General features: G+C 53.9%; 24 protein-coding genes. All 24 read left to right on the top strand.

From position 1 onward, the window contains the following. Positions 1-1,332: a type 4b pilus protein PilO2 gene (pilO2, locus tag PspR76_RS04590; protein WP_159954157.1), complete on the top strand. Its 1,332-nt coding sequence runs from the start codon at positions 1-3 to the stop codon at positions 1,330-1,332. Beyond that, on the top strand, positions 1,322-1,891 hold the full coding sequence (gene pilP / locus PspR76_RS04585; RefSeq protein ID WP_159954156.1) for a type IV pilus biogenesis protein PilP: 570 nt from the start codon (positions 1,322-1,324) through the stop codon (positions 1,889-1,891). Before pilO2 ends, pilP begins: the two co-directional genes overlap by 11 nt. Positions 1,892-1,903: 12 nt before the next feature. Beyond that, on the top strand, positions 1,904-3,463 hold the full coding sequence (locus PspR76_RS04580) for a GspE/PulE family protein (protein WP_159954155.1): 1,560 nt from the start codon (positions 1,904-1,906) through the stop codon (positions 3,461-3,463). Then, entirely contained in the window at positions 3,453-4,595 is a 1,143-nt protein-coding gene (locus PspR76_RS04575; RefSeq protein ID WP_159954154.1) for a type II secretion system F family protein, read from the top strand. The genes PspR76_RS04580 and PspR76_RS04575 overlap by 11 nt, the downstream gene beginning before the upstream one ends. Positions 4,596-4,615: 20 nt before the next feature. Beyond that, entirely contained in the window at positions 4,616-5,131 is a 516-nt protein-coding gene (locus tag PspR76_RS04570) for a type 4 pilus major pilin (RefSeq protein ID WP_032905001.1), read from the top strand. A gap of 10 nt (positions 5,132-5,141) precedes the next feature. After that, positions 5,142-6,083, top strand: a complete 942-nt coding sequence (locus tag PspR76_RS04565; protein WP_159954153.1) for an ATPase, T2SS/T4P/T4SS family — start codon at positions 5,142-5,144, stop codon at positions 6,081-6,083. After that, positions 6,073-7,350 (top strand): shufflon system plasmid conjugative transfer pilus tip adhesin PilV, encoded by a 1,278-nt coding sequence (gene pilV / locus PspR76_RS04560; RefSeq protein WP_159954152.1) that lies wholly within the window; start codon positions 6,073-6,075, stop codon positions 7,348-7,350. The genes PspR76_RS04565 and pilV overlap by 11 nt, the downstream gene beginning before the upstream one ends. 77 nt (positions 7,351-7,427) lie before the next feature. After that, a complete protein-coding gene (pilM, locus tag PspR76_RS04555; RefSeq protein WP_237235723.1) occupies positions 7,428-7,844 on the top strand; it encodes a type IV pilus biogenesis protein PilM in 417 nt (138 codons plus the stop codon). A gap of 927 nt (positions 7,845-8,771) precedes the next feature. Further along, complete coding sequence (locus tag PspR76_RS04550; RefSeq protein ID WP_159954150.1) at positions 8,772-9,077, top strand: hypothetical protein; 306 nt, start codon at positions 8,772-8,774, stop codon at positions 9,075-9,077. 304 nt (positions 9,078-9,381) lie between these two features. Further along, on the top strand, positions 9,382-9,648 hold the full coding sequence (locus tag PspR76_RS04545; protein ID WP_159954149.1) for a hypothetical protein: 267 nt from the start codon (positions 9,382-9,384) through the stop codon (positions 9,646-9,648). 97 nt (positions 9,649-9,745) lie between these two features. After that, positions 9,746-10,249, top strand: a complete 504-nt coding sequence (locus tag PspR76_RS04540) for an STY4534 family ICE replication protein (protein WP_159954148.1) — start codon at positions 9,746-9,748, stop codon at positions 10,247-10,249. Then, positions 10,246-10,878: a hypothetical protein gene (locus PspR76_RS31180; RefSeq protein ID WP_233456164.1), complete on the top strand. Its 633-nt coding sequence runs from the start codon at positions 10,246-10,248 to the stop codon at positions 10,876-10,878. Before PspR76_RS04540 ends, PspR76_RS31180 begins: the two co-directional genes overlap by 4 nt. Positions 10,879-10,952: 74 nt before the next feature. Continuing rightward, a complete protein-coding gene (locus PspR76_RS04530; protein WP_159954147.1) occupies positions 10,953-11,288 on the top strand; it encodes a hypothetical protein in 336 nt (111 codons plus the stop codon). A gap of 106 nt (positions 11,289-11,394) precedes the next feature. Continuing rightward, positions 11,395-12,030 (top strand): DUF3275 family protein, encoded by a 636-nt coding sequence (locus PspR76_RS04525; protein WP_159954146.1) that lies wholly within the window; start codon positions 11,395-11,397, stop codon positions 12,028-12,030. Next, entirely contained in the window at positions 12,027-12,275 is a 249-nt protein-coding gene (locus tag PspR76_RS04520; RefSeq protein WP_159954145.1) for a hypothetical protein, read from the top strand. The genes PspR76_RS04525 and PspR76_RS04520 overlap by 4 nt, the downstream gene beginning before the upstream one ends. 57 nt (positions 12,276-12,332) lie before the next feature. After that, entirely contained in the window at positions 12,333-12,596 is a 264-nt protein-coding gene (locus PspR76_RS04515) for a hypothetical protein (protein WP_159954144.1), read from the top strand. A 77-nt stretch (positions 12,597-12,673) separates the two neighbouring features. Beyond that, positions 12,674-13,279 carry a hypothetical protein gene (locus PspR76_RS04510; protein ID WP_159954143.1) on the top strand — a complete coding sequence of 202 codons (606 nt, stop codon included), beginning with the start codon at positions 12,674-12,676 and terminating at the stop codon, positions 13,277-13,279. A gap of 22 nt (positions 13,280-13,301) precedes the next feature. Further along, positions 13,302-14,759, top strand: coding sequence for a DUF6094 domain-containing protein (locus tag PspR76_RS04505; protein WP_159954142.1), 1,458 nt, complete (start codon positions 13,302-13,304; stop codon positions 14,757-14,759). A 104-nt stretch (positions 14,760-14,863) separates the two neighbouring features. Further along, positions 14,864-17,104, top strand: coding sequence for a DEAD/DEAH box helicase family protein (locus PspR76_RS04500; protein WP_159954141.1), 2,241 nt, complete (start codon positions 14,864-14,866; stop codon positions 17,102-17,104). A gap of 194 nt (positions 17,105-17,298) precedes the next feature. Then, complete coding sequence (locus tag PspR76_RS04495; RefSeq protein ID WP_260115106.1) at positions 17,299-19,206, top strand: acyltransferase family protein; 1,908 nt, start codon at positions 17,299-17,301, stop codon at positions 19,204-19,206. 150 nt (positions 19,207-19,356) lie between these two features. Further along, positions 19,357-20,067 (top strand): methyl-accepting chemotaxis protein, encoded by a 711-nt coding sequence (locus PspR76_RS04490; protein WP_159954140.1) that lies wholly within the window; start codon positions 19,357-19,359, stop codon positions 20,065-20,067. Between the two features lie 10 nt (positions 20,068-20,077). Then, positions 20,078-20,860: a TIGR03759 family integrating conjugative element protein gene (locus PspR76_RS04485; RefSeq protein ID WP_159954139.1), complete on the top strand. Its 783-nt coding sequence runs from the start codon at positions 20,078-20,080 to the stop codon at positions 20,858-20,860. Further along, positions 20,845-21,402, top strand: coding sequence for a lytic transglycosylase domain-containing protein (locus tag PspR76_RS04480; protein WP_159954138.1), 558 nt, complete (start codon positions 20,845-20,847; stop codon positions 21,400-21,402). The genes PspR76_RS04485 and PspR76_RS04480 overlap by 16 nt, the downstream gene beginning before the upstream one ends. A gap of 17 nt (positions 21,403-21,419) precedes the next feature. After that, entirely contained in the window at positions 21,420-21,902 is a 483-nt protein-coding gene (locus PspR76_RS04475) for an integrating conjugative element protein (protein ID WP_237235768.1), read from the top strand. Positions 21,903-22,154: the final 252 nt, after the last annotated feature.

The raw sequence follows: 22,154 nt of genomic DNA, 5'->3' as shown, positions 1-22,154 counted from the left end.
ATGGTCGCGGAGATCGCCAAAAGCACTCGCTCGGCGCGCGTGCAGGTGCTGCAGCACAGAGGAAAATCGTTCGTCACAGGCCTACGCTGGCATCCATTGGGCAGTGTCACTGGACACATGAAGGAAGCAAGGCAGTACGGCCGTGAACACCAGTTAGATATCGTCGCCATTCGCAGAACATCGGCAATCATTCAGGCTGGTTTCGTTGCGCGCAGCGACGAAGTCACCAAAGGCATGTATTCCCTCGCAGCGACGCTCGCTGGTCAATTGGGAGACTCGTGGATTGCGGCCTGGAGAACGGACGCTGACCTCGACCAGTATGCCCTTGTCGCGGTGTATCAAGGAGGTGTGATCTCCGGGTGCGACATGATCGGCACCGGTGCCGAGGTTCGTCGTAGAGTCGTTCAGCAACGCAGTCGCGGTATCAACTTCGACCAAGAGTACCTACCCACAGAGTTTGAAATGGGTGGTCAACCACTGGACGTGGAAGAGCTGCTGCAACCCTCGCATTTGAAACGCGAGTACCGACTTCGACCACTTGTCTTTGGGTTATCCAAAGCAGAATTGGTGCAACTGACGATTGTTGGTGCGCTGATCGCTGCCGGCATCATCGGCTGGCTTCAATGGCAGAGTCATCAGGACCGGATAGCCAAAGAAGCAGCATTCCAGGCTGAACAACTTCGCCTGGCAGAGTTAGCTAGGCTGCAGCAAGAGTCTGGCGTCGAACAGTTGCCCCAGGCGTTGGAGCACCCTTGGGCTAAACGCCCTTATGTCGACGACTTTCTGGAGCAATGCAGCCGCGTTATTTATCAACTGCCGCTTTCTATTGCGGGATGGGAATTCACAGACGCGCTTTGCAACGGCGCCCAGGTGGTTTCCTCATACAAGCGTTCCGGCAACAGCACGGCTGACAACCTCATCAAAGCAACCCAGGGACATTTCCCAGGCGGGCCAGCCTTTGACGAAAGCAAATCTCTGGCGCTCCTAAAAATCGACATATCGCTACCTGCTGCTGGTGACGAACCTCTCAAGCCGACTGATGAGATGTTGGCGAACTTGTCATCCTGGCTACACAAGTTTTCGCAAGAACCCACATTCAAGGAAATCCCTGTGGTGGTTCCAGTAAAGCCCGCAGTGCCAGGTCAACCTGCGCCACCTCCACCGCCACCTCCTCAGTGGAGACAGTTTGAGGTGCGTTACGAGACTGGAATAACGCCGCTGGACGCTCTCACGGGTGCACCCGCTCAAGGCCTACGGCTGAGCGAAATAAAGACCAAATATGAGACTGGCCATCTTCGTTGGACAGTGACAGGTGACCTCTATGCGAAATAAAACTGTGCGTTTTCTCTGTTCGGCAATTGCTATCGCTCCATCACTGGGCTGGACGGCAGAAGCCAATCTCTCAGGCATCAATGTCGGGGAGCTGGCTATCGTTCAAAGTCAGACAATTCTATTTAAAGCCCAAGCTGAGAGAGCAGCAGCTGAGCGGTCAATCAATGGCGAAGACAACCATTCAACCGCTCAGTCTTCAGCCTCATTCGTACCTCAAGGCCTACTCCCACCCCCTATTACCGCCACACGCGCTACCGATACCCAGCAAGAACTGCCTGTCGTCAAAGCCATATTCGGCTCTGCAAGGCGACTTCGTGCCACGTTGCTCTACAGCAGCGGATTCGAAGTGGACGCAGACGCCTCTGCGCGGGAACTCCCAGGAGGCTACCGCGTGGCGAACCTCACCCTGGACAGCGTGACACTGGAACGTGATGGCAAGCGCTTCCCCCTCGGGTTTTCCAATGTTCCACCGGGAGGCGCTTCCAGCACCCACAACTCGGTCTCCAGCAGTACCCCGTCAGCCACCATGCTGCCCGGTTTGATCCAAGGACAACGGTGAAGGTACGAGCCAATGACGACTTTGACTGAAATACCAACTGAAGTGGAACCAGTCCTCGATGAGGCCGCTGCTGCGCTGCTGAATTCGCATCAGCAATTGCTCACTGCGCCTGGCGGATCTTTCGAGCTGAAACCGGAGTTACGTCAGCTGTGCGCATTGACCAGCGATGGAATCCTGTACGTGTCCGCCCAGCATCAAACCGATCCCTATGTCATGGCATTCGAGGATGAGTTAGAACACAAAAATCATCAGTTTGAAGTCAAGGTCTGTTCGATGAGCACGATCAAGGCGCTCTACCAGGCGAATGACGACGCCAATGGCAGAGCCCTCTCGACCACCGAGACCAAACGCCAGGCGCAGGTGGTACAACTGCTTGGCAAGGCACATCGGGATAATGCAAGCGATGTTCACTTTGTGGTGGGCCACGACATCACCAAGATCTTCTTTCGCATTCACGGGCTGTTGTGGGAGGCAGAGCAGCATCAAAGTCAGGTGGGCCTTGAACTCTGCTCATCCCTCTACAACAGCATGTGTGATGTTGCGAAAGACCACTACCAGCCACAAGTCAGCCAGGACGCACGTATAAAACGATCCTACGTGGATCAACTTGGTCTGTTCGGTGCCCGGGTTGCCACCAGACCGCTCGTAGAGGGTCCTTTGATGGTTCTGCGTCTGCTGTATGACGACAAAACCAAAATGACCCTTGAGGCTCTCGGTTTTCTACCCGAGCAAATTGAGGCGTTTAGCCGTATCCGCAGCTTTCCTTATGGCGTGAACTTGGTCACCGGCCCTACAGGTTCCGGCAAATCCAAGACTCAGCAGGTCAACCTGAACCTGCTCTATGAAGAGTGTGGTGGCACAAAACACATTTTGACCATGGAGGATCCGCCCGAATATCCAATCATGGCCAACCAGTCCCCTTTAGGCGCAGGAGAAACCTGGAGCGACGGCATCACCAACACGATGCGACTCGATCCGGACGTCCTGATGTATGGGGAGATCAGAGACCTGGCCTCGGCCCAAGCGGCTTTCCGTGGTGGGATGACCGGGCACCTGGTGTCCTCCACATTGCACACCAATAACTCAGTGGCAGGGCTTCAGCGGCTAATCGACATGGGGGTAGACCGCTACCTCGTGACAGATCCCGCACTGATGACCAGCATCGTCAATCAGTCCTTGCTTCCCGTGCTATGCCCTCACTGCTGTGTACCTGCCGCAGCTCACCTGGACCAGCTCAACGGTGCATTGGTGCAACGCCTGCGCGGCCTGGACGCGGTCGACCTGACCTACCTCAAAGGCCCTGGGTGCCCACACTGCAAAGGTTTGGGTGTCGTTGATCGTACAGTAGCCGCGGAGGCGCTCATCGCCGACAACAATTTCATGCACGTTTTCAATAAGAAAGGGGCCAGTGCAGCACGTCGTTACTGGGTGAAGGAAATGGGCGGCATCACCAAAACTGCCCACACAATCCTCAAGCTCAAACAAGGTTTGGTAGATCCACGTCACGCCGAAATGATAGTGGGGCCGTTGGACTTTGACCGGCAAACCCTGGAGCTCGCCCATGCTGAGTGACGTCAGAGCGGTGCTAAACCGCTGGGCAGAAACCTTCTACGCCAAACAGTTCGGCAAGAACGAGCGAATCCAATTTTATGAAAGCCTTATGGGCATCCACGGGGATGGCGTTTCACTTGAAGATGCCCTGAATACTGTTGCGCGAGCATTCAGTGATAACGGCCAGAAACGCCACCCTGTATCGATTGCCTGTCGTGAAATCGCGCAATCGGTCAAAGGAGGAAAGTCGTTCAGCGTTTCATGCGAAGGCTGGGTGCCTTATGACGAAAACTCACTGATCGCTTCCGGGGAAGAGACCGGCAACCTGGTGCAGGCCTTTAGAGATTGCGTGAGGATTATTGAAGTACGCCAGAGGATCGGCAAGCTGGTGGCCTCAGCCACGGTTTACCCTTCGGTGGTGTGGAGCGTTATGGCAGCGCTGCTGTATGTGATCGCCGCGTGGATGGTGCCTTCCATGACACGTCGGTCTAACCCCGAAGCTTGGACGGGTGTACCGGCGTTTCTCTACGCCCTATCGAATTTCGTGACCCACTACGGACTGGTGACCCTGATCGCGGCCGTCATCTTCATCCTCGTATCGATCTTCACCTTGCCGGTGTTTTGCGGACTTCAGATCACGGCCGCCAGCCCGACATGGAAGCTGCAGTTGAACAAATTGCTCCAGGTCCTGAGAGTCCGAGCAGAGCGCCTTCCCCCTTGGTCGGTCTACAAGGCGCTTCACGGTTCCATCTTTTTGCTCAACATGGCCGTGATGTTGCGCTCAGGCATCAACCAGCTCGACGCATTGAAGTCGCTGCAGCGCAACGCATCTCCGTGGCTCAAGGAACGGTTGAGCGCCATCCATTACGGTGTCAGTGCCGGCAAAAACTTCGGTACCGCCTTGAAACTTGCTGGCCATGAATTTCCAGACCCCATGGCCATGCATTTTCTTGAAGTGCTCGCCACCCGCAAAGGCTTCGCCGAATCGATGGAAAGGTTTTCCAACCGTTGGCTGGAGCAAACGCTCCAGCGTGTCGAGGCCATCGCGAAGTCGCTTATTGGGGTGTCCTCGATGGCCATGGGAATCATGATGATTCTGGTGGTGATCGGCATCTTCCAGTTGGCCGGCAATGTGACAGAAACGCTTAAATAAACCCAAATGAGGTCGTAAAGATGAGAACAAATACCCGCCAAAACCAACGCGGATTTCTTTCCCTGGACGGGATGTTCTGGCTGATGCTGATCGCCGTGGCACTCGGTTTCATCGTGTTCATGGGGTACAGGACGTTCGGCAGCTCGGACGTCACCATCGAACAGAGCAACCTGGGCACCTTGCTGAGCAATACCAAAAGGCTGAAAAGCACAACTGGGTACGCAACAGCCGGTACCAACCTGGCCCCGTCCTTGATCAACCTGGAGGCCACGGGAGGTATGAGCATTAATGGCAACGCCTTATCCAATCGTTGGAACGGAGCCGTTACTGTGACCAGTAATGGTATGACCTTCACCATCACCGAATCCAACCTTCCGAAAAATGCCTGCATCACGCTTGCGTCCAACATGGCCAAGGACAAACAGACCACGACGGCGATCAACGGTGGTACTGCCATTGCCGGCGAAATCACAGCGGTAGCCGCTGCGACCAGTTGCTCATCGGATGCCAATACCATCGCTTGGACATCGTACTAAGGAGCGCTGAGTGAGCGTTATCTCTGAAGCTGAGTTCGTCGACCTGTATCTGGGCGATGGATTCGCGGACGCTAAGGGTCTCCCTGGACAAGCGCGAAGAGTCGAGGCGCCCGTCGAATGGCGGGCTGATCTAGAACGAATCCGCCAGCTATGCGCGGAGAAATACGCCGCGACCCTGGATCCGGAGTTCGCGCTGCTCGAAGATGGCGTTGTCATTCGAGTCACACAGTTGATGGACCTAAACGGCAAGCCGGTATTTGTCCTCAGCAAGTCGTCGGTTCAAATTCGTCCGCTGGACATGCTAGGCCTGCCCGATCACCTGCAGAATGCTCTGATGAGCGACACGATACGCGGCCTTATCTTCATCTGCGGAGAGATGGGTGCAGGGAAAACCTCAAGTGCTGCATCCCTTGTTAAAGCCCGCCTTGAGGCTTGGGGCGGCATCTGCCTGGCGGTAGAGGACCCACCCGAACCATTCCTACATGGTAGGCATGGAGAAGGTCGGTGCATACAAGTCCCTGTTTCCAGGCGTATGGGTGGCTACGAAGAAGCCTTAGTCCTTGCTCTGCGAACGAGGGCCGACTTTCTGTTTGTGGGTGAGGTACGTGACGGGCCAACTGCTGCGCAAGTCATCCAGGCCTCAATCAACGGTCATCTCATTATCTGTACTGGCCATTCCGGCAGTGTCACGCATGGCATTGAACGCTTAGCGGCCCTGGGCCAGCCCTTATTGAAAAACGCCAGAGAGCTGCTTTCCAAAGGCCTGGTGGCTGTCATTCATCAGTCATTGTCCATGGATAGTGACGGGGGCCGGCGTTTGACACTTCAAAGCCTGCTCTTTACGGGCGAGGACGGGCCTAGCATCCGCGAAAAAGTCCACTCAGGAAAGATCACCTTGCTCGGCCAAGACATCGCAAACCAATCTTCGAGGAGCCTCTGGAATGACCAGTAAGAATAAACAGCGAGGCTTCTTAAGCCTGGATATGGCAATCGGATTGCTCGTATTTGGTGTCGTTGTGACCTTGGCAATGGTTTGGCAAATCAAACAAATGGATGCCCAGGAATATCGAATTGCGGCCGATCAACAGCGAACTATTTCAGAGGCCCAGGCCAAGTACCTGAAAGACAATTTCAACGTTGTGCTCGCCAACGCGTCGGCGACCGTGCCAGTGCAAATTACGGTGCCGATGCTCATCAACGCTAATTACCTGCCTGCAGGTTACAGTTCCACCAATGTTTTCGGGCAGACCATCCTAGGCCTTGCCCGAAAACCCAATCCCAATCAGCTAGAAGCGATTGTCGTCACCACGGGCGGACAGACGCTCCCAGAAATGGGGGTGCGTACCATTGCTGAAAACCTTGGAGGACCTGGTGGTTTTATATCTACAACCAACCCGAACGTCGTTCAAGGCATCCGCGGTGGCTGGCAAGTTGCGCTGAGTAATTACTCCATTGCGCCTGGGCCAGGCCACACTGCCAGTGCACTGTTTCTCATGGACGGCGCCTTGGCCAACGATTACTTGTATCGAAATGCTGTGCCAAACCATCCTGAGCTCAACACGATGAATACTGACCTCGGTATGGGCAACCACAACATTAATAATGCGGGGAGCATCTCCGCCTCTGGCAACGTTACGACTGGTGCCGACGTGACAGCGCGCAACGTCACAGCCACCGCGAATGTGAACGCGGCGACCGCGAACGTCACGGGCGAAACTTACACGGGTGGATGGTTTAGAACTCGGGGCGACACTGGCTGGTACAGCGAAAAATGGGGAGGTGGTATCTATCAGAACAGCCCCGATTGGGTCCAGGTGTACAACGACAAAAACTTCTCAACCGGCGGCCAGCTCTGGGGTGGGAAGATCACTTCAACCGGTAAAATAACTGCCTACGATCGAATCGCTACCAACGAATTCATCTCCGTCGGTGGACTTGCTACAGAAGGTTCCGCCTGCAGCGATCGCACGCTCATTGCAAAGAGTGCAGTGGGAATAGTGCTCTCTTGTCAGAACGGCGTATGGAAAGGCGTAGGAGGCGCTGGCAGGTGGGGTGGATCATTTTGGACAGCCTCTTGGGCATCCGGGGGGTGCGCTGGTTCTAATCCTTACACAGGTACGTGTAGCTGCCCTGCTGGATACAAGGTAAACGGCCAATTCGCAATCGCAATTGGCGGCTGCAATCCCTGCGCTTCCTATTCTTGTTACAAAGAAGACTAAAACTTTTCGCAAAGGTTTTGCTGTCCCTCGCAAGCATATAGAGATCAACAGATATGACACTGCAGTGGGCTGTCTTGATGATTCTGATCATTGCCACTGGGATTACGATGGAAACCCAGCATCAAGCCCAAACCGCCTCCGACTTCGCAACCCTTGATTCGCTTGGCCGCAACTTTTTGATCTATCGATCTGCTGCAGCTGGTTTTACTCAGTCAAATCCGGGCTTCTCTGGAACACCCGACGACACTGCTCTAAATCTACCGAAATGGTTTGTAAAACCGCTCGGTATTGAGGCCTACATCAATGCCGGAACAACCTACACCTTTTACAACGGCACTGCGCCGGCAGGGATGCCCTCGACGCTGGTCGATCTGACTCAGTCGACTACTGTTGGTGTAAATCGCGCGGGAGTGCTTGTCTCCCCGAAAGCTGGAGTGACCGGTATCCCCATTCCATCTGTTATACCTGACGGTGCCGTCACTGCAGTGAACTGACCAAAGCCCAGGTCAACACTGGCTATGTTGCATATCGCCCAGCCTAACAACATAATGCACGCAACAACGTTTCCACCCCGTTGGCTACTGGCGGTCATCAGTAGCGCCCGGAGATGCGGTTCGCCTCATCTCCATCCCCAAAGCACGCTGAGCTCCGGGAAGGGCGTGCGGATCTGGTTCAAAGCTCTCCCTGTGTCTCCCTGTTCAAGCCAGACACGCAGCCGTCTAACTCGTGAATTGCGAGTTCAAAGGCGCATAGAGCTTTGTTGAGGTTCGAAGCACAGTAATCTCAGGGCCACACTGGTGTTGTGGCCCACATTTTTTAAAGCTCACACAATGGGTAGCCTGATGATCTTGTGAAGGATTATCAGGCTACCCCTTGGTAGCTGCTTTTCCCTGCCGGTGGCCCGCCGGCGAAACGCAGGGCTCCCTTTGTGCGCGGATGCGTGCCTTATGTTTGCTGGCCTCAGCCACGATAATCGGCCAGGTGTAGGAAGTGAGACGTTCAGATCACAGCCCAGGGATCGATGACGCCTTTACACCACACAGGTGGTATTTTTTTCTGAAAGACGCTTTGTACTAAATCCGAGAGTGACTGTTGAACCAGCTACTCTCGGTAGCTTCTCCTGCAAAACTGGACCTGCTTTGACCTCCCCGAAATATCCCTCCCCGCTTGACACATCACTATCCCCCCTTCGATGATATGGACGTGTTTTGCTGACGTCGTCAGCATCATGCCCAGGCAACCAGGATCTTTAAGGTTGCGACACGTCAATCGTGTTGATTCGCCCAAGACTGCTGAGCTTCTGGTAGCGCGGTCGGTCGACAATCGTCGATAGAAGCATCTGATGTTACTCACCTCGCGGGGAATCACTTCCCCGACAGGGCCAGTGCTTTCTCCGCATCCCAACCTGCAGGAGAATCACCATGTCCAAACTCACTTATAACTTCGGTTTTGCACTCGGCGTTGTTGCCCGAGAGTTTTTGCGCGCCATGAAGAAGTCGAACATACGTCCAGCAGATCAGGCACAGGCTAAATCTCATGGGCTGCTTCCACCACCATGCGTCCCTGACAGCATGGTGCGTGAAATGGATCACTTGCCAGCGATGGTTCGTGCCAAGGGTGTTGATTTGAACCTGTGGTATGCGGCAAATACCCGAGTGATCGAAAAGACAACGCGCAAACCGCGCTCACGAGGTAAGGCTCAACAGCTGACACCTGCTGCTTGCTAAACCTCCCTCATTCACCCCAGCAGGAAACCTCCCGCTGGGGAGGTTTCTCTGAAACCCTTCACCTGGGGCTTGACAATCAGCAACAGGATTTTCATGCTGTATCCATGTATAGCTGACGTCGTCAGCAACATGCCCATGTAGTCTGGATCCGAAAGACTACGATGCGGTTTACCGCATTGATCCACTCCCAAGATCGCCATAGCTTCCGGTAGCGCGATCAGTCGACTTTGTCGATGGAAGCACCTTTCCCACCCATGACGGGCCTTTCCCGTCAGGGCAGGCCTCTCAATTTTTTGGAGGTCTGATGAAAACCGAACTGGCTCTCTACCAAGCGCTGATTTCGATCAACGTTCCGGAACAGAAAGCAAACGCTGTAATTGATGCTTTGGAGGCTGATATGTTTTCACGTTTGGCCACTAAATCTGACATCGCAGCTCTTCGTACTGACCTGTCAGCTGATTTGAGAACAGTGATATCTCAGCTTGAGGTTAAGTTGACTATTCGCATGGGCGTCATGATGTCAGCAACCGCTGGTGTGATGATTGCCGCTATGAAACTCATGCTGCACTAAGCTCCACTGTCTGCTCTACCCACCCTCGCGGGGAATACTTTTCCCCCAGGGCGAAGTGTTTCTCCGCTTTCTGCTATTTCGAAATTGGAGAATAACCATGAGCACTACTCAAACCAACGAAACCAAATTCTTCGACCTGCACACCACTGGTATTGGTTATCTCAACCGTATCCGTGAAGTGAAACCTCGCGGCAAGGGCAAGCCATTCATGGCTGTCACTGTTGCTGCATTACGCGGTTCGTCTGACGACACCGAGTACTCCTACATCGACTGCAATGTCGTCGGCGCCGAAGCTGAAAAGCTGATTCGTCGTAGCCAAGCCGCTGTTGATGCAGGAAAGAAGGTCCTTGTGAGCTTCCGTATCGGTGACATCTGGACCGACTGCTTTATCTATGAAAAGGGCGATAAGAAGGGTCAACCTGGGGCAAGCCTCAAAGGACGTCTTCTTTTTATCGGCTGGATCAAGGTAGATGGCGATACTGTCTACCAAGCCAAACCGAAAGACTCTGCTGAGCCCCTGGCAAACCAGGACGGTAACGCGGATGCCAATTCGGAAGATGGTCAACAAGAGCCTGACGCGCAAATGCGTCAGTCTGCATGACTGAAATCAAGGCGCCCTCCGGGGTGCCTTTCACTATTTTCAATACCCGAAGGGAACACCTCCCTACGGGCATGGTGATTTCCAAACCTTGGAGGCTCACCATGATGCACGACAATGAACATCCAGTTAATTTGGACACGATATTTACACAAGCTCTCGATATACGCGTTGCTTATGCAAAGGCAGATATCTTTGGCGACGAAAGTACCAAATTTGAGTCTGAGATCTATGCTCATATTCTAGGCGCCGACGCGCACCGCGCCGGCCATCCAAACGTACCCGGGCTGTTCAAGTCCGTTCCCGCGCTCAATCAAGCTTGGGATGAAGGAGTGAACGCGGCCTTTAATGGCGTCGGTTGGTCACGAGTTACAGGAGAAGACATGCAACTACAGGCACCGAGCCTGACACTCACTACGGCGGATTTGGCATACGGAAAACTCGCGTTCGACGAATGCGGTATCAAGTACCCACTCCAAATACTGAAGAGCGCTGCCGGCTATTACATCGGCACCGTTGAAGGATTTGAACCCGTATCCAGGGAGTCCGAGGAGTACTACCGCAGCGTTGATGCCGTGAAACAAGCTTTTGAACTCAACCTCTGGACACAACGCCGAGTGAGCTGGTCCTGACATAACGTAAATATACCTAACCGGGAAACCACTTCCCGGACGGGCCAGGTGGTTTCTCACACCTGGAGTTCACCATGCAAAACACCAATAACCTCGTGACGTCTGACTTGCTCAAACTCCCGGTCGTTCTAACGCCTCGGGCCTGGCAAGAAGCGGTGCATATCGAAAACCCACAGGATGTATCTGTCATCAGTAACCGATTGGGCGATGTCGTCCTGGAGGCCTACCGAGAACTGCATATGCAGCCTGACTGTTCACAAATACATTTCGGGCTCTATCGATTGCTGCCTGCTGGCGACAACTCGGATCGAGTCTGGTTGGACCTAAAACTTGACCGCATAGAATCGCCGCCAGGTTCATTCTATCTGTACATCTCACTCAAGGAAGAAACCCATACCTCCTGCCCATAAACCCTTCTGAACTCACTGCACCACCCCAAGCCCGACACTGTCGGGCTTTTTTCATTGTGCGAGTAATGCGCTCGTAGCCTTACACCCATGCAGTGTGGAGCTGCCCATGATCAACATCCCAGGCCAGTTGGCCATCCGCACTATCAGCGGCCGCAATGGCGACTTCAACGTCGGCCGGCTATCCACCTCAATCGGCGAGTTCGTTATCAAAGACGCGCTTCTCGACCAATACGATGAAGGCAAATACAGAGGCGATTTCTTCATCACTGAAATACGCCCCTCGTACTACTCAACCGCTGGACGGTTAGTGGTTGAGATCCGGGCCAAGCTCGAAAGCATGAGTCTCGACGACGTGGACAACTTGACGGCGGAAGACGCTGCCAAGCTTTCACCGAGCGAGCCAGATCCTATAGATGAAGAGTCGTCTTCAACTCAAACAAAACCTGCGCGACAGCGCAAAACGCTACCCATCACAACGACTGTAAGCAACGTCGACAAACAGTCCTCACCAGAGGACGCCCCCTTTGGGATGCCACTTCCCAGATCGGAAAACGCCGCAGAGCTAGACGCGGCACTGTTTGGCACGATCTGGCCACTGGGGGACGCCGTCAAACTTGACACCACCGTTGACCGGCAGCGCCTACGTCAGCAATGCACTCGCCTCGGCGAGCTTGGCTATGTGCTGGACTTCAAGCAACAAACTTGGAGCTGCCAATCTCACCCCCTAGAGGAAACCTCATGAACAACCGCCATCACACCTCTGATGTTTCTGACGCGCTGTTGCTGACCAGTTCTGCTCTAAGAGAAGTTGGATTTGACGAAGTAGCCGGTCTTTTTCGAGAAGCACTCTTCGATCGCCAACTCGTAGCTCAGGCGTTGGAGGCTCTGCAAATGCTCGTTAATAACGCCTCAAATTCCAACGACGGTCAGTTCGCCAATGAAACAGCTTTTCGGCTATTTCAAAAAATGAGCCGACTGGTCGCCTGATTCACTACTCCACAAAGAGCTCCCCGTGAGGGAGATCACCCACCAAGGAAGCACTCCATGAATCCGACTTTCTCAGACATCGGTGAGCAAATCCTGCTGACCGTAGAAGATCAACTGACCAACAACGAAGTGTCCGATGATGACGAAATGCGCGAGCACTTCATCGAAATCGGACTGACAGAGGCCCAAGCGGACGCTGCCCTACAACTGCGCCCCCTGTACCGGGTAAACCTCTACATGATTGGTCAATCGCCGTTGTTCCAAGGCGACACCACCTCTAGCTTCGATCCACACACCCGCTCTTTCAAGCGCGATCGATAACCCACCAACCATTAACCCTGAGGGGCAGTGTCCTGCCCCTCAGGGGCGGGGCCGCCCTCCGATCCGGAGGATGCTCAATGTCCACCCCTTCTCTCACACGGCTGTATCAGGTTGACGAATGTCCTGACCTTTACGTCGATGCTTTCGTCTGTGATGAACAACGCAACCTAGTGTTTTTCTCGGCTTGGGGCCGTGACACGGCACTGCAGGAGTTCTTGGCCAGACTGACCCTCGGCGCCGCTGAAAACGGTCTGGACCAGTTTCATATCGTCGTTGACGGCCGGAGTCTTCCTGTCTTCCCCAACGTCGATCTGCTGGAAAAACGAACCACCCGGCAATTCCGCGGGACGTTATTCGGCAGCCTGGTACACCTCTGGCTGTTCGACCGGCGCTGCGCGCAGCCCGACCGGGCTAACCACTTCTCCTACGCCCTTCTACAGGACGGGCAATCGCCTCTTCAAAAGCTTTGGCCCCTGGTCATGGATACATGCCCATTACCGCTGCTACCGCATTGGCATAACGAAGTTATGGAAGTGCTCACCCAACACGACATGTTGCAGTCCCTACCGGGATCGTTAGGTGCTATCTCGGCCTGGCGTGTGTCGCTGCAGCTCGACGTACTCGAACCCGCCCTGGGTGATCTGATCCGCCAGGGGCTTCTCTCAACCCACGCTCAGTTTTGAGCCTTGATTCAGGAGCCTCATCATGGCCTTGATGTTCCCACGCTTGGCGCGCAACTTCGCTCGCAATGGCTACTACCCCACTGACGAAACGACGCTGGAACGAACTCTGCAGGCGTTGGCACCCTCTCCCACCGGCAAGATGCGGATCTTTGATCCCTGTGCTGGTGAGGGTGCTGCACTGGCTGAAACGGCTCATGTGCTAGGGTGTGACCGCGTAGAAACCTACGCAGTCGAGTACGATCAGGAACGTGCCAATCACTGCAAGACACTGCTGGATCGCGTGTTGCATAGCGATCTCATGGACACCATGATCAGCCGCCAGGCCTTTGGCTTGCTCTGGCTCAACCCACCCTACGGTGACCTGGTCGCTGACCATGCAGGTGCCTCACAGTACCAAGGTAACGGCCGTCGGCGCCTTGAGAAGATGTTCTATCAACGGGCGCTCCCACTGCTGCAGTACGGCGGAGTCATGGTGCTGATTGTTCCGCACTACGTGCTGGACGATGAGCTGTGCGGTTGGCTGTGCAATCACTTCACTGAACTGCGGATCTACAATGCCGCTGATCCGACCTTCAAACAGGTGGTGATCTTCGGCATTCGTATTCGCCGCCAGGACCTGGCTCGACCGCAAGAGGTCAAATACGTACGCGCACGCCTCCAGGCAATCGGCGCCGGCACATTGAGTGCGGAAGCGTTACCAACCAGTTGGCCATGGGAGCCCTACAGGGTTCTCCCGGCACCTACTGAACTGGAACACTTCTACCGTATTAGCCTTGAACCTGAACAGCTCTGCGATGAGGTCAAACGCCTTCGTGGCATGTGGCCTGACTTCACACTGCACTTTGGTCAAACCGGAGCTCAGCCACGCCCTCCCGTAAGGGAACTCTCGCGTTGGCACTTGGCGTTGGCCTTGGCTGCCGGCGCGATATCCGGCGTGGTGACATCCAAGACCGGTCGTGTATTGGTACTCAAGGGCGATACCTACAAAGATAAGGTCCGGAAGACCGAGTTCACCGAGGATCAGGACGGCAACGTCTCAGAGGTAAGGATCCTGACAGATCGTTTCGTACCCATTATTCGGGCATGGGACATGACGCCAGGCTCCACCAACTTCGGCAAGGTGATCACCATCAGTTCATCGGCGGATACACAGACTGGGCCTGAAGAACCAGAAGCTACTCCCACTCCGACCCAAGCACCGCGGATGATATTTGAACCCGGACGCTTAGTGATGACCCAGTCGGTGCACTACCTGGTTGAGCAAGGACATCTCGACCCTAGCCCTTACTTACGACGCCATTTCTCCGGTGACTGGGGAGAACTGCCCGATGAAGACTGGAACAGCAATCAGCGCGCCTTGAACACAGGGGAGCGATTGTTCTCCTGCTACAACGTCGATGCCGGCGATGAAACACGGTTGTGGATCATCACCGAAGCTGACCGGAGTGCTACTACCGTGTTGCTGCCATCGGACTACTGACCTATCACATCAATCTGACTACTCATCAACCAACCCGCAGGGTATTCACCATACCCGTCGGGGTGTCGTGCATGCCCTGTTTCATTCCTTACGGAGAAACAAACATGAACGACCTATCACACACCGCGTGCCCACCGTTGACCATCGGCCTGACCGAATTCATCGACGAGTTCGGTGATGAGTTGCTGAACTCTCTAAACCGCTCTAACCCACCAGTCTATGCCGGCAACGCCAACGAAGCTCGTCATCAGGTGATGAACGCACTGAAACGCCAACCTTTCCCAGCGCAATCTGAGGTAGTTCAGGCCGTTGCCGCTCTGCTGCTGGACCGCAATGAAGAGGCAGCCGTTATCAATGCGGAAATGGGCACTGGTAAAACCATGATGGCCATTGCCGTGGCGGCCGTCATGCACGGCGCCGGCTACCGCCGCACCATGGTCGTTTCGCCTCCTCACCTGGTCTACAAATGGCGGCGGGAGATCCTTGAAACCATTCCAGATGCTCGCGTTTGGGTGCTCAATGGCCCCGATACCCTGGTCAAACTGCTCAAACTGCGTGATCAACTGGGAGATCCCTACGACGGTCGGCAAGAGTTCTTCATCCTAGGGCGCGTGCGTATGCGGATGGGGTTTCACTGGCGTCCCGCGTGTTGGCCACGTCGCTCTGCCGGCGGACACCGATTTGCAGGCTGCCCAGACTGCGGTCACCTTCTGGAAGATCTAGAAGGCAACCGGATCACTGTCGAAGAGTTTCACCGAGAGGAACGCCGTCAAAGCTGCCCTCAATGTCATGGCCAACTCTGGACGCTGATGCGTCCAGGCAAGGCCGAAAACGGAACGCGCCGGGCAACCATACTGAAGTCGATGTGCCGAATTCCGACCATCGGCCCAATACGTGCAGACAGATTGCTGAATGACTTCGGGGAGGATTTTCTCGCCTCGATGCTGATCGATAACGTCAGCGAATTCATCAACCTAATGGACGCCAAGGGCAACTTCATCTTCAGCGACCGGCAGGCCAAACGCATGGAACGTGCCATGGCCAACATTGAGTTTGGCTTTGGTGAAGGTGGCTATCAACCCACGGAGTTCATCAAGCGCTACTTGCCTGATGGATATTTTGACCTGCTGGTGGTGGACGAAGGGCATGAGTACAAAAACAGTGGTTCGGCTCAGGGCCAGGCCATGGGTGTACTGGCAGCCAAATCACGCAAGTGTGTTTTGCTGACCGGTACGCTCATGGGCGGCTATGCCGACGACTTGTTTTATCTTCTGTTTCGAATCCTAACCCGACGCATGATCGAGGACGGTTACCGACCAAACGCACGTGGCAGCATGGCCCCTGCGGCCATGTCGTTCATGCGTGATCACGGCGTGTTGAAGGATATCTACACCGAGCGAGATAACGAGTCTCACAAAACCGCCAAGGGTAAAAAACTCTCGGTGCGAACGGTGAAGGCCCCAGGCTTCGGTCCAAAAGGCATCCACCGGTTCGTGCTGCCGTTCACTGTCTTTCTGAAACTCAAAGATATCGGCGGGAACGTGTTGCCGGCGTACCAAGAGGAGTTCATCGACATAACCATGTCTGCTGAACAGGCTTCGGCCTATCAGCAGTTGGCAGGAAAATTGACTCAGGAGCTTCGCCAGGCACTGGCACGCCGAGATACGACCCTTCTGGGGGTTGTACTCAACGTACTGCTGGCCTGGCCGGACTGCTGTTTCCGGCCGGAGATTGTCAAACATCCACGCAGCAAGGACACGCTGGCTTTTGTGCCGTCGATCTTTGCAGATGAACAACGTATGCCCAAGGAACAGGCACTGCTCGACCTCTGCCTCACGGAAAAAGCCAAAGGCCGCAAAGTCTTGGTCTACACCGTGTACAGCGGCACTCGTGACACCACTTCACGTCTCAAACGGTTGCTGGAACAGGCCGGTTTGAAGGTAGCGGTGTTAAAGGCGTCAGTCGATACCGCCAGGCGCGAGGATTGGATTCTCGACCAGGTAGATCGTGGGATCGATGTGCTGATCACTAACCCGGAGCTGGTTAAGACCGGTCTGGATCTGCTCGACTTTCCGACCATCGCGTTCCTGCAGACGGGGTACAACGTGTACACCCTTCAACAGGCAGCTCGGCGGTCTTGGCGGATTGGGCAGAAGCAAGCCGTGCGGGTGATTTTCTTTGGCTATGCCAACAGCTCTCAGATCACCTGTCTGCAGCTGATGGCCAAAAAGATCGCCGTGGCGCAAAGCACGTCGGGAGATGTTCCTGATTCGGGCCTCGATTCTTTAAACCAGGATGGGGACTCGGTTGAAATGGCACTCGCAAGACAGTTGATTGCTGCATGACTGCATGGCCACCTTCGGGTGGCCATTTTTGTTCAGAAAGGTAATCTCAGCTTGTCATGTGCAAAATGCCTATGCGGACGATCCTCCTCTGATCCAGAGACATCGCCGATAAAAGCTACTGACGTCGAACACCAATTTCTTGTTCAAATGCGACTCCATGGCCACTACAATGCCACCCCACAATGTAGGTGACCATGGGCGCGAAGATGCAATTCCGGAAAAGTATAAATGCACTACGAGCACTGGCGGTTTTATCCGTAGTGCTTTTCCACTTCCAGATCAGTGGATTTGCTGGGGGATTCGTAGGGGTCGACGTTTTCTTTGTGATTTCCGGTTTTTTGATGACCGGAATTATCTTCAAGGGTTTGCAGGCGCAGAACTTTTCCATTATAAGTTTTTATGTTTCGAGAGCTCGCCGCATTATTCCGGCACTCCTGACACTATGCGCAGCACTACTGATATTTGGGTTCATATACCTTCCTTTAGATGACTACCGCGAAGCTATTCGGTCAATTAAAAGCAGTCTTTTCTTTAGCTCAAACTTTATGTTCGCCAAAACTGGGAACTACTTTGATGCACCACTGCACGAAAACTGGCTACTGCACACCTGGTCGCTATCTGTCGAATGGCAATTCTACCTCGTTTACCCACTGATTTTAATGGGCCTTCACAAGTTATTTGGCACTCAAAAAACCAAAAAATCTTTGATTTTTCTCGCTATAGCTTCTCTGGCAACTTCGATCTATCTTTCGAATACTGACCCGGTCATCGCTTTCTATATGCTGCCTACTCGTGCTTGGGAGCTAATCGTCGGTGGATTGGTATTTTTGTACCCGCTTCACTTCAGTAGACGGCTCGGATATGCGTGTGAGGGCCTTGGCCTAGCAGCTATTCTCATGAGTATTTTTTGCTTCACAGAGCAAGACCCTTGGCCGGGATATCTAGCCTTGATTCCTGTTCTCGGAGCAGCCCTTGTAATTTCAGCAAATTCGCAATCGATCTTTGGCAATAATCGAGTATTACAGTATACAGGCACGGTTTCATATTCTGTATATCTATGGCATTGGCCACTAGTTGTATTCCTGTACACCTGCGGATTACTAAACAGCCTTCCCCATGTGGTAGCCGCAGTTATTCTTTCTTTTGTACTAGGCACCCTCTCTTTTTACTTTATTGAATCGAGAACAAACAAAAAAATATTGCCACGCAAAGCAGCAATACAATATGCATGTGCTGTTTTGGTCATGATTGGTATCTCTGCAATCCTATCCTCCGTGGTCAAAGACCATCCTGGAGTACGGTTTGCTTACGTCGATTTAGGTCGACCTGAATACACAAGCAAGCTTTATGATCGAGAATGCTACCCCAACCCTTATGGTGCTTCTGATTGCAAGCTTGGCTCTGGAGAAGTATCTGTCATATTGTTCGGTGACAGTCACGCAGAGTCCACTGCAGCAGCAGTGCAAATGGAGAATAAACAAGCGGCTTTATCTTGGGCACGTGGCGGCTGCCCGATACTGCAAAACTTTGAGATGCATGACAAAGAGCTAGCTGATAAATGTCATGGCTTTATGCGCGAAAAAATGGATACGCTGGCTAAGTCCTACCACGGAATTCCAGTTATCCTGTTTAGTCGGGCAGCTATGTACTTAGACTCAGACCGTGGAAACAGCTATCGCACCTATATTACTGGACAAGAGCATCTTCAAGGTCAGAAATTTATCAATGCATACACTTCAGAATATTCGAAGACTGTTTGCTCTATCGCTAAAAATCATCCTGTATATATCGTTAGACCTATCCCTGAAATGCCTTTTAGCGTTTATAAAGGATTAAATTTGCATAAACGTATTTTTCAACATGAATCAGATATCTCGATATCTCTTATGAGCTATCAGAAGCGGAATTACGACGCCAACAATGCAATAGATGCTGCTGCGAAACAGTGTAACGCCACAGTTATTGATCCGACTCCTTACCTTTGCCCAAATGGGCAATGCATGGGTTCTAAAAATGGAGTGGCTTTGTACTATGATGACAACCACTTGGTTGACTCGGGCAATCTACAGTTAAAGGGTTTGTTCAGAAATATCGCAAAGTAGAAATCCGTCACTGCGGTGCAGCCTAGCTGTCCGTAGGCAAACCGCTCACAAAGGCATGCCCTAAAAACAAAGCAGTATGGAAAACCTATTTCCTGCTGCACCCCACTAGCCGGTTTGAGAGGGTGTCTTCGCTTCTGCGCGAGGACGCCCATGAACCTACCACGCCCTACCCGAACCACTGTGATACTCAGCCTCTGCCTCGTCGCCCTGACAGGCATGTTGGCCTATGAACATCATCAACTGTCCCTACTCAGGATCAGCATGTCTACGACTGCTGATAAAGAATCCCTGGATGCAATGCTGACGCGACTTAGCAAAGTCGATGAACGGCTTGACGCAGTGGATGGCAAGCAGTGGGTCAGTAATGATGACTTCCGCTCCGGACAACAAGCATTGTCAAACCGGATCGATGCGGCACAAGCATATGCCAAGCAGGCAACCGAATCGCTGCAAGAGCTCTCACGAAATGCTGCGTCCTCTGGCGAACTGGTGGTACTCAAGGCCAGCGTCGAAACGCTCGATGGCCGTGTTCACGAGTTAAGCCAATCCCAGATCAAGCAAGTTGCCGTCCCTCCCTCCAAACCCAAAACCGTCGCTCGCAAACCTCGACCTGCCCAGAAGCCCAGCACCAGCGTTGTTACACCGCAAACACCGCCCTTCACCGTCGTCGGTATCGAGTACCGGGGCGGTGAACGTTTTTTGTCCGTAGCCCCTCCTGGCAGCACGCAGTTGAACCAGATCTACCTAATTCGACCTGGTGATGCCGTGGCAGGCACCGCCTGGCGCCTTAACGCTTTGGACGGTAGGTCTGCACGTTTTGATGTGGCAGGAACACCGCAAACAGTAACCGTCGCTCAATAGGACCTAGCTTATGTGCATCCCCAGCACCCTCCCCGTGAAAACGAATGCCACGATCATCTCGCGATTCATTGGAGGCTTGGCAACTTTAGCAATTGCCTACGGCTGCCATGCAGCCCCGGGACAACCAACCTCCATTTCGGATACACAGAACAGCCAAACCCAAAACTCCTCCCAAGGAGCCAGCCAGACAGAACTCTCCCGCGAATGGGGGTTAACCCCGCAGGAGTGGACCCGCTATAAAACAGTGATGGAAGGCCCTCGCGGGATCTATTCGCCTGGCCTGGATCCTCTCACCGCACTCGGTATCGAAGCCAAATCGGATGATGAGCGGCGACGCTATGCCGAACTTCAAGTGCAAGCTGAACGAAAGCGTATAGATAAGGAACTTGCTTATCAGCGAGCCTATGACCAGGCCTTCGCCCGCCTCTACCCCAATGAAAAAGTTATTCAAATTTCACCCGACCCAACATCCGCTACTAGCTCAGGCGCGATAAGTCCCTTGAAGAGCAGCGGACGTTTAGCCGTTTTCGTTCAGGACAACTGCAGCGCGTGCATCGTTCGTGTGAAGGATCTACAGGCCCAAAAACAACCTTTTGACCTGTATTTCATCGGTAGTCAGGGTGATGACGAGAAAATTCGACGTTGGGCCATTCTAGCGGGCGTGGAACCGGCAGGTGTTCGAAACCGGCAGATCACACTGAATCACGATGCCGGCCGCTGGCTCGGGCTTGGGCTCGGCGGCGAGCTCCCAGCTGTGGTGCGCGAGGTGAATGGGCAATGGCAGCGTCAGTAGTACGCGCAGTAATGGCTGGCTCTCTTCTGCTGGGCGCGGCGTTGGCCAACAGTGCGGAAGTCCCCCCACCGGCCTACCAATTGATTGCCTTGCCTGCCGGCGTTCCGTCCGAGGTGCTGTATTCCGTCGCGCTGCAGGAAAGCGGTACGCGGCTACGCGGCCAAATTGTGCCCTGGCCCTGGACATTGAATGTCGCCGGCGCAGGCTACAGGTTTGCGACCCGAAGCGATGCCTGCAGGGCACTTATGCTTGCGCTTCAGACCGCAGGTCCCAATCGGGTCGACGTAGGCCTAGGGCAAACCAATATTGGTGCCAACGGACATCGTTACAGCTATCCGTGCGAAGGACTGGATCCTTACAAAAACCTTTCTGTTACAGCTCAAATTCTGGCCGAGCAGAAGGCCAAAGGCGGGGATTGGATCACGGCCGCTGGCCGCTACCATCGCCCGGCCGGGGGCGAACCTGCTGCCCGCTACCGCCGAGCATTTGCCCAACATCTCAGCCGTGTAACCGGCATCAACCTGATGGCGAATAACCCATGAATAGACTGTTGAATGTAATGCTGTTGCTAGGGTTGATCGGGCCGATTGTGGCGCATGGCGGCCCATTGATCGTGGTGGAAGACCGTGGCGGGGTTTCAGCGCTGCCCTACTACCAGGATCTCGCACCCGAACCTGATACCCACGCCACCCAGCCCGAAGATATAGGGGTACGAGGCGTGGGATCTTTCCCCGTGCGGTCTGACCAACTGACACCAGGTCAGATACAGGGTCGAGTAATCAATGCGCCAGGCCTGCAACCCTTGTTTCTTGTGGGTGACGATGAAAGCTCAAGGGTTTGGCTATCGCAACGCCTCGAACAGCTCCAGCACCTAAACGCTGTTGGCCTGGTGGTCAACGTGGTCAACGCCGAGCGATTCGCCGAAGTACAACGTTGGGGAAGCGGCCTTCAAATGGTACCGGCCCCGTCGAATGACCTGGCGCAACGTCTTGGAATCAAGCATTACCCGCTGCTCATCACTGCGACAGCCATTCAGCAATAGGGGGCCAGGGATGCCACCACCTCAGTCACTCACCGTGGTGATCAGACAACCTGAAGACCCGCGAACATGCCAGCTCATCTTGGAGCAAGTGAAGTATGTGGTCTGGCTTTATGGCGGTCGTGTGACCTCGACAGAACCAGGTGATGCCATAGCAATGCGTTTGAAATTAGCCGATCGATTGGCTTCACCCGAGATATCACAAGTAAGCCAGGAGCTGGACGAACAGCTCCCATTGAAAACCTCTTAGCTATA

The organism is Pseudomonas sp. R76, assembly GCF_009834565.1.
GTDB lineage: Bacteria > Pseudomonadota > Gammaproteobacteria > Pseudomonadales > Pseudomonadaceae > Aquipseudomonas.
Note: the sequence above shows the minus strand (reverse complement) of the source record. Positions and strands in the feature narration are given on the sequence as shown.

What these genes read in the sequence shown, in the direction of transcription:
- PspR76_RS31180 (WP_233456164.1), top strand. Translation starts at nt 10,246, where the DNA reads ATGACTGAAATCAAGGCGCCCTCCGGGGTGCCTTTCACTATTTTCAAT.
- pilO2 (WP_159954157.1), top strand. Translation starts at nt 1, where the DNA reads ATGGTCGCGGAGATCGCCAAAAGCACTCGCTCGGCGCGCGTGCAGGTG.
- PspR76_RS04530 (WP_159954147.1), top strand. Translation starts at nt 10,953, where the DNA reads ATGCAAAACACCAATAACCTCGTGACGTCTGACTTGCTCAAACTCCCG.
- pilP (WP_159954156.1), top strand. Translation starts at nt 1,322, where the DNA reads ATGCGAAATAAAACTGTGCGTTTTCTCTGTTCGGCAATTGCTATCGCT.
- PspR76_RS04570 (WP_032905001.1), top strand. Translation starts at nt 4,616, where the DNA reads ATGAGAACAAATACCCGCCAAAACCAACGCGGATTTCTTTCCCTGGAC.
- PspR76_RS04505 (WP_159954142.1), top strand. Translation starts at nt 13,302, where the DNA reads ATGGCCTTGATGTTCCCACGCTTGGCGCGCAACTTCGCTCGCAATGGC.
- PspR76_RS04520 (WP_159954145.1), top strand. Translation starts at nt 12,027, where the DNA reads ATGAACAACCGCCATCACACCTCTGATGTTTCTGACGCGCTGTTGCTG.
- PspR76_RS04515 (WP_159954144.1), top strand. Translation starts at nt 12,333, where the DNA reads ATGAATCCGACTTTCTCAGACATCGGTGAGCAAATCCTGCTGACCGTA.
- pilM (WP_237235723.1), top strand. Translation starts at nt 7,428, where the DNA reads ATGATTCTGATCATTGCCACTGGGATTACGATGGAAACCCAGCATCAA.
- pilV (WP_159954152.1), top strand. Translation starts at nt 6,073, where the DNA reads ATGACCAGTAAGAATAAACAGCGAGGCTTCTTAAGCCTGGATATGGCA.
- PspR76_RS04480 (WP_159954138.1), top strand. Translation starts at nt 20,845, where the DNA reads ATGGCAGCGTCAGTAGTACGCGCAGTAATGGCTGGCTCTCTTCTGCTG.
- PspR76_RS04485 (WP_159954139.1), top strand. Translation starts at nt 20,078, where the DNA reads ATGTGCATCCCCAGCACCCTCCCCGTGAAAACGAATGCCACGATCATC.
- PspR76_RS04490 (WP_159954140.1), top strand. Translation starts at nt 19,357, where the DNA reads ATGAACCTACCACGCCCTACCCGAACCACTGTGATACTCAGCCTCTGC.
- PspR76_RS04510 (WP_159954143.1), top strand. Translation starts at nt 12,674, where the DNA reads ATGTCCACCCCTTCTCTCACACGGCTGTATCAGGTTGACGAATGTCCT.
- PspR76_RS04475 (WP_237235768.1), top strand. Translation starts at nt 21,420, where the DNA reads ATGCTGTTGCTAGGGTTGATCGGGCCGATTGTGGCGCATGGCGGCCCA.
- PspR76_RS04580 (WP_159954155.1), top strand. Translation starts at nt 1,904, where the DNA reads ATGACGACTTTGACTGAAATACCAACTGAAGTGGAACCAGTCCTCGAT.
- PspR76_RS04550 (WP_159954150.1), top strand. Translation starts at nt 8,772, where the DNA reads ATGTCCAAACTCACTTATAACTTCGGTTTTGCACTCGGCGTTGTTGCC.
- PspR76_RS04500 (WP_159954141.1), top strand. Translation starts at nt 14,864, where the DNA reads ATGAACGACCTATCACACACCGCGTGCCCACCGTTGACCATCGGCCTG.
- PspR76_RS04495 (WP_260115106.1), top strand. Translation starts at nt 17,299, where the DNA reads ATGGGCGCGAAGATGCAATTCCGGAAAAGTATAAATGCACTACGAGCA.
- PspR76_RS04545 (WP_159954149.1), top strand. Translation starts at nt 9,382, where the DNA reads ATGAAAACCGAACTGGCTCTCTACCAAGCGCTGATTTCGATCAACGTT.
- PspR76_RS04540 (WP_159954148.1), top strand. Translation starts at nt 9,746, where the DNA reads ATGAGCACTACTCAAACCAACGAAACCAAATTCTTCGACCTGCACACC.
- PspR76_RS04525 (WP_159954146.1), top strand. Translation starts at nt 11,395, where the DNA reads ATGATCAACATCCCAGGCCAGTTGGCCATCCGCACTATCAGCGGCCGC.
- PspR76_RS04575 (WP_159954154.1), top strand. Translation starts at nt 3,453, where the DNA reads ATGCTGAGTGACGTCAGAGCGGTGCTAAACCGCTGGGCAGAAACCTTC.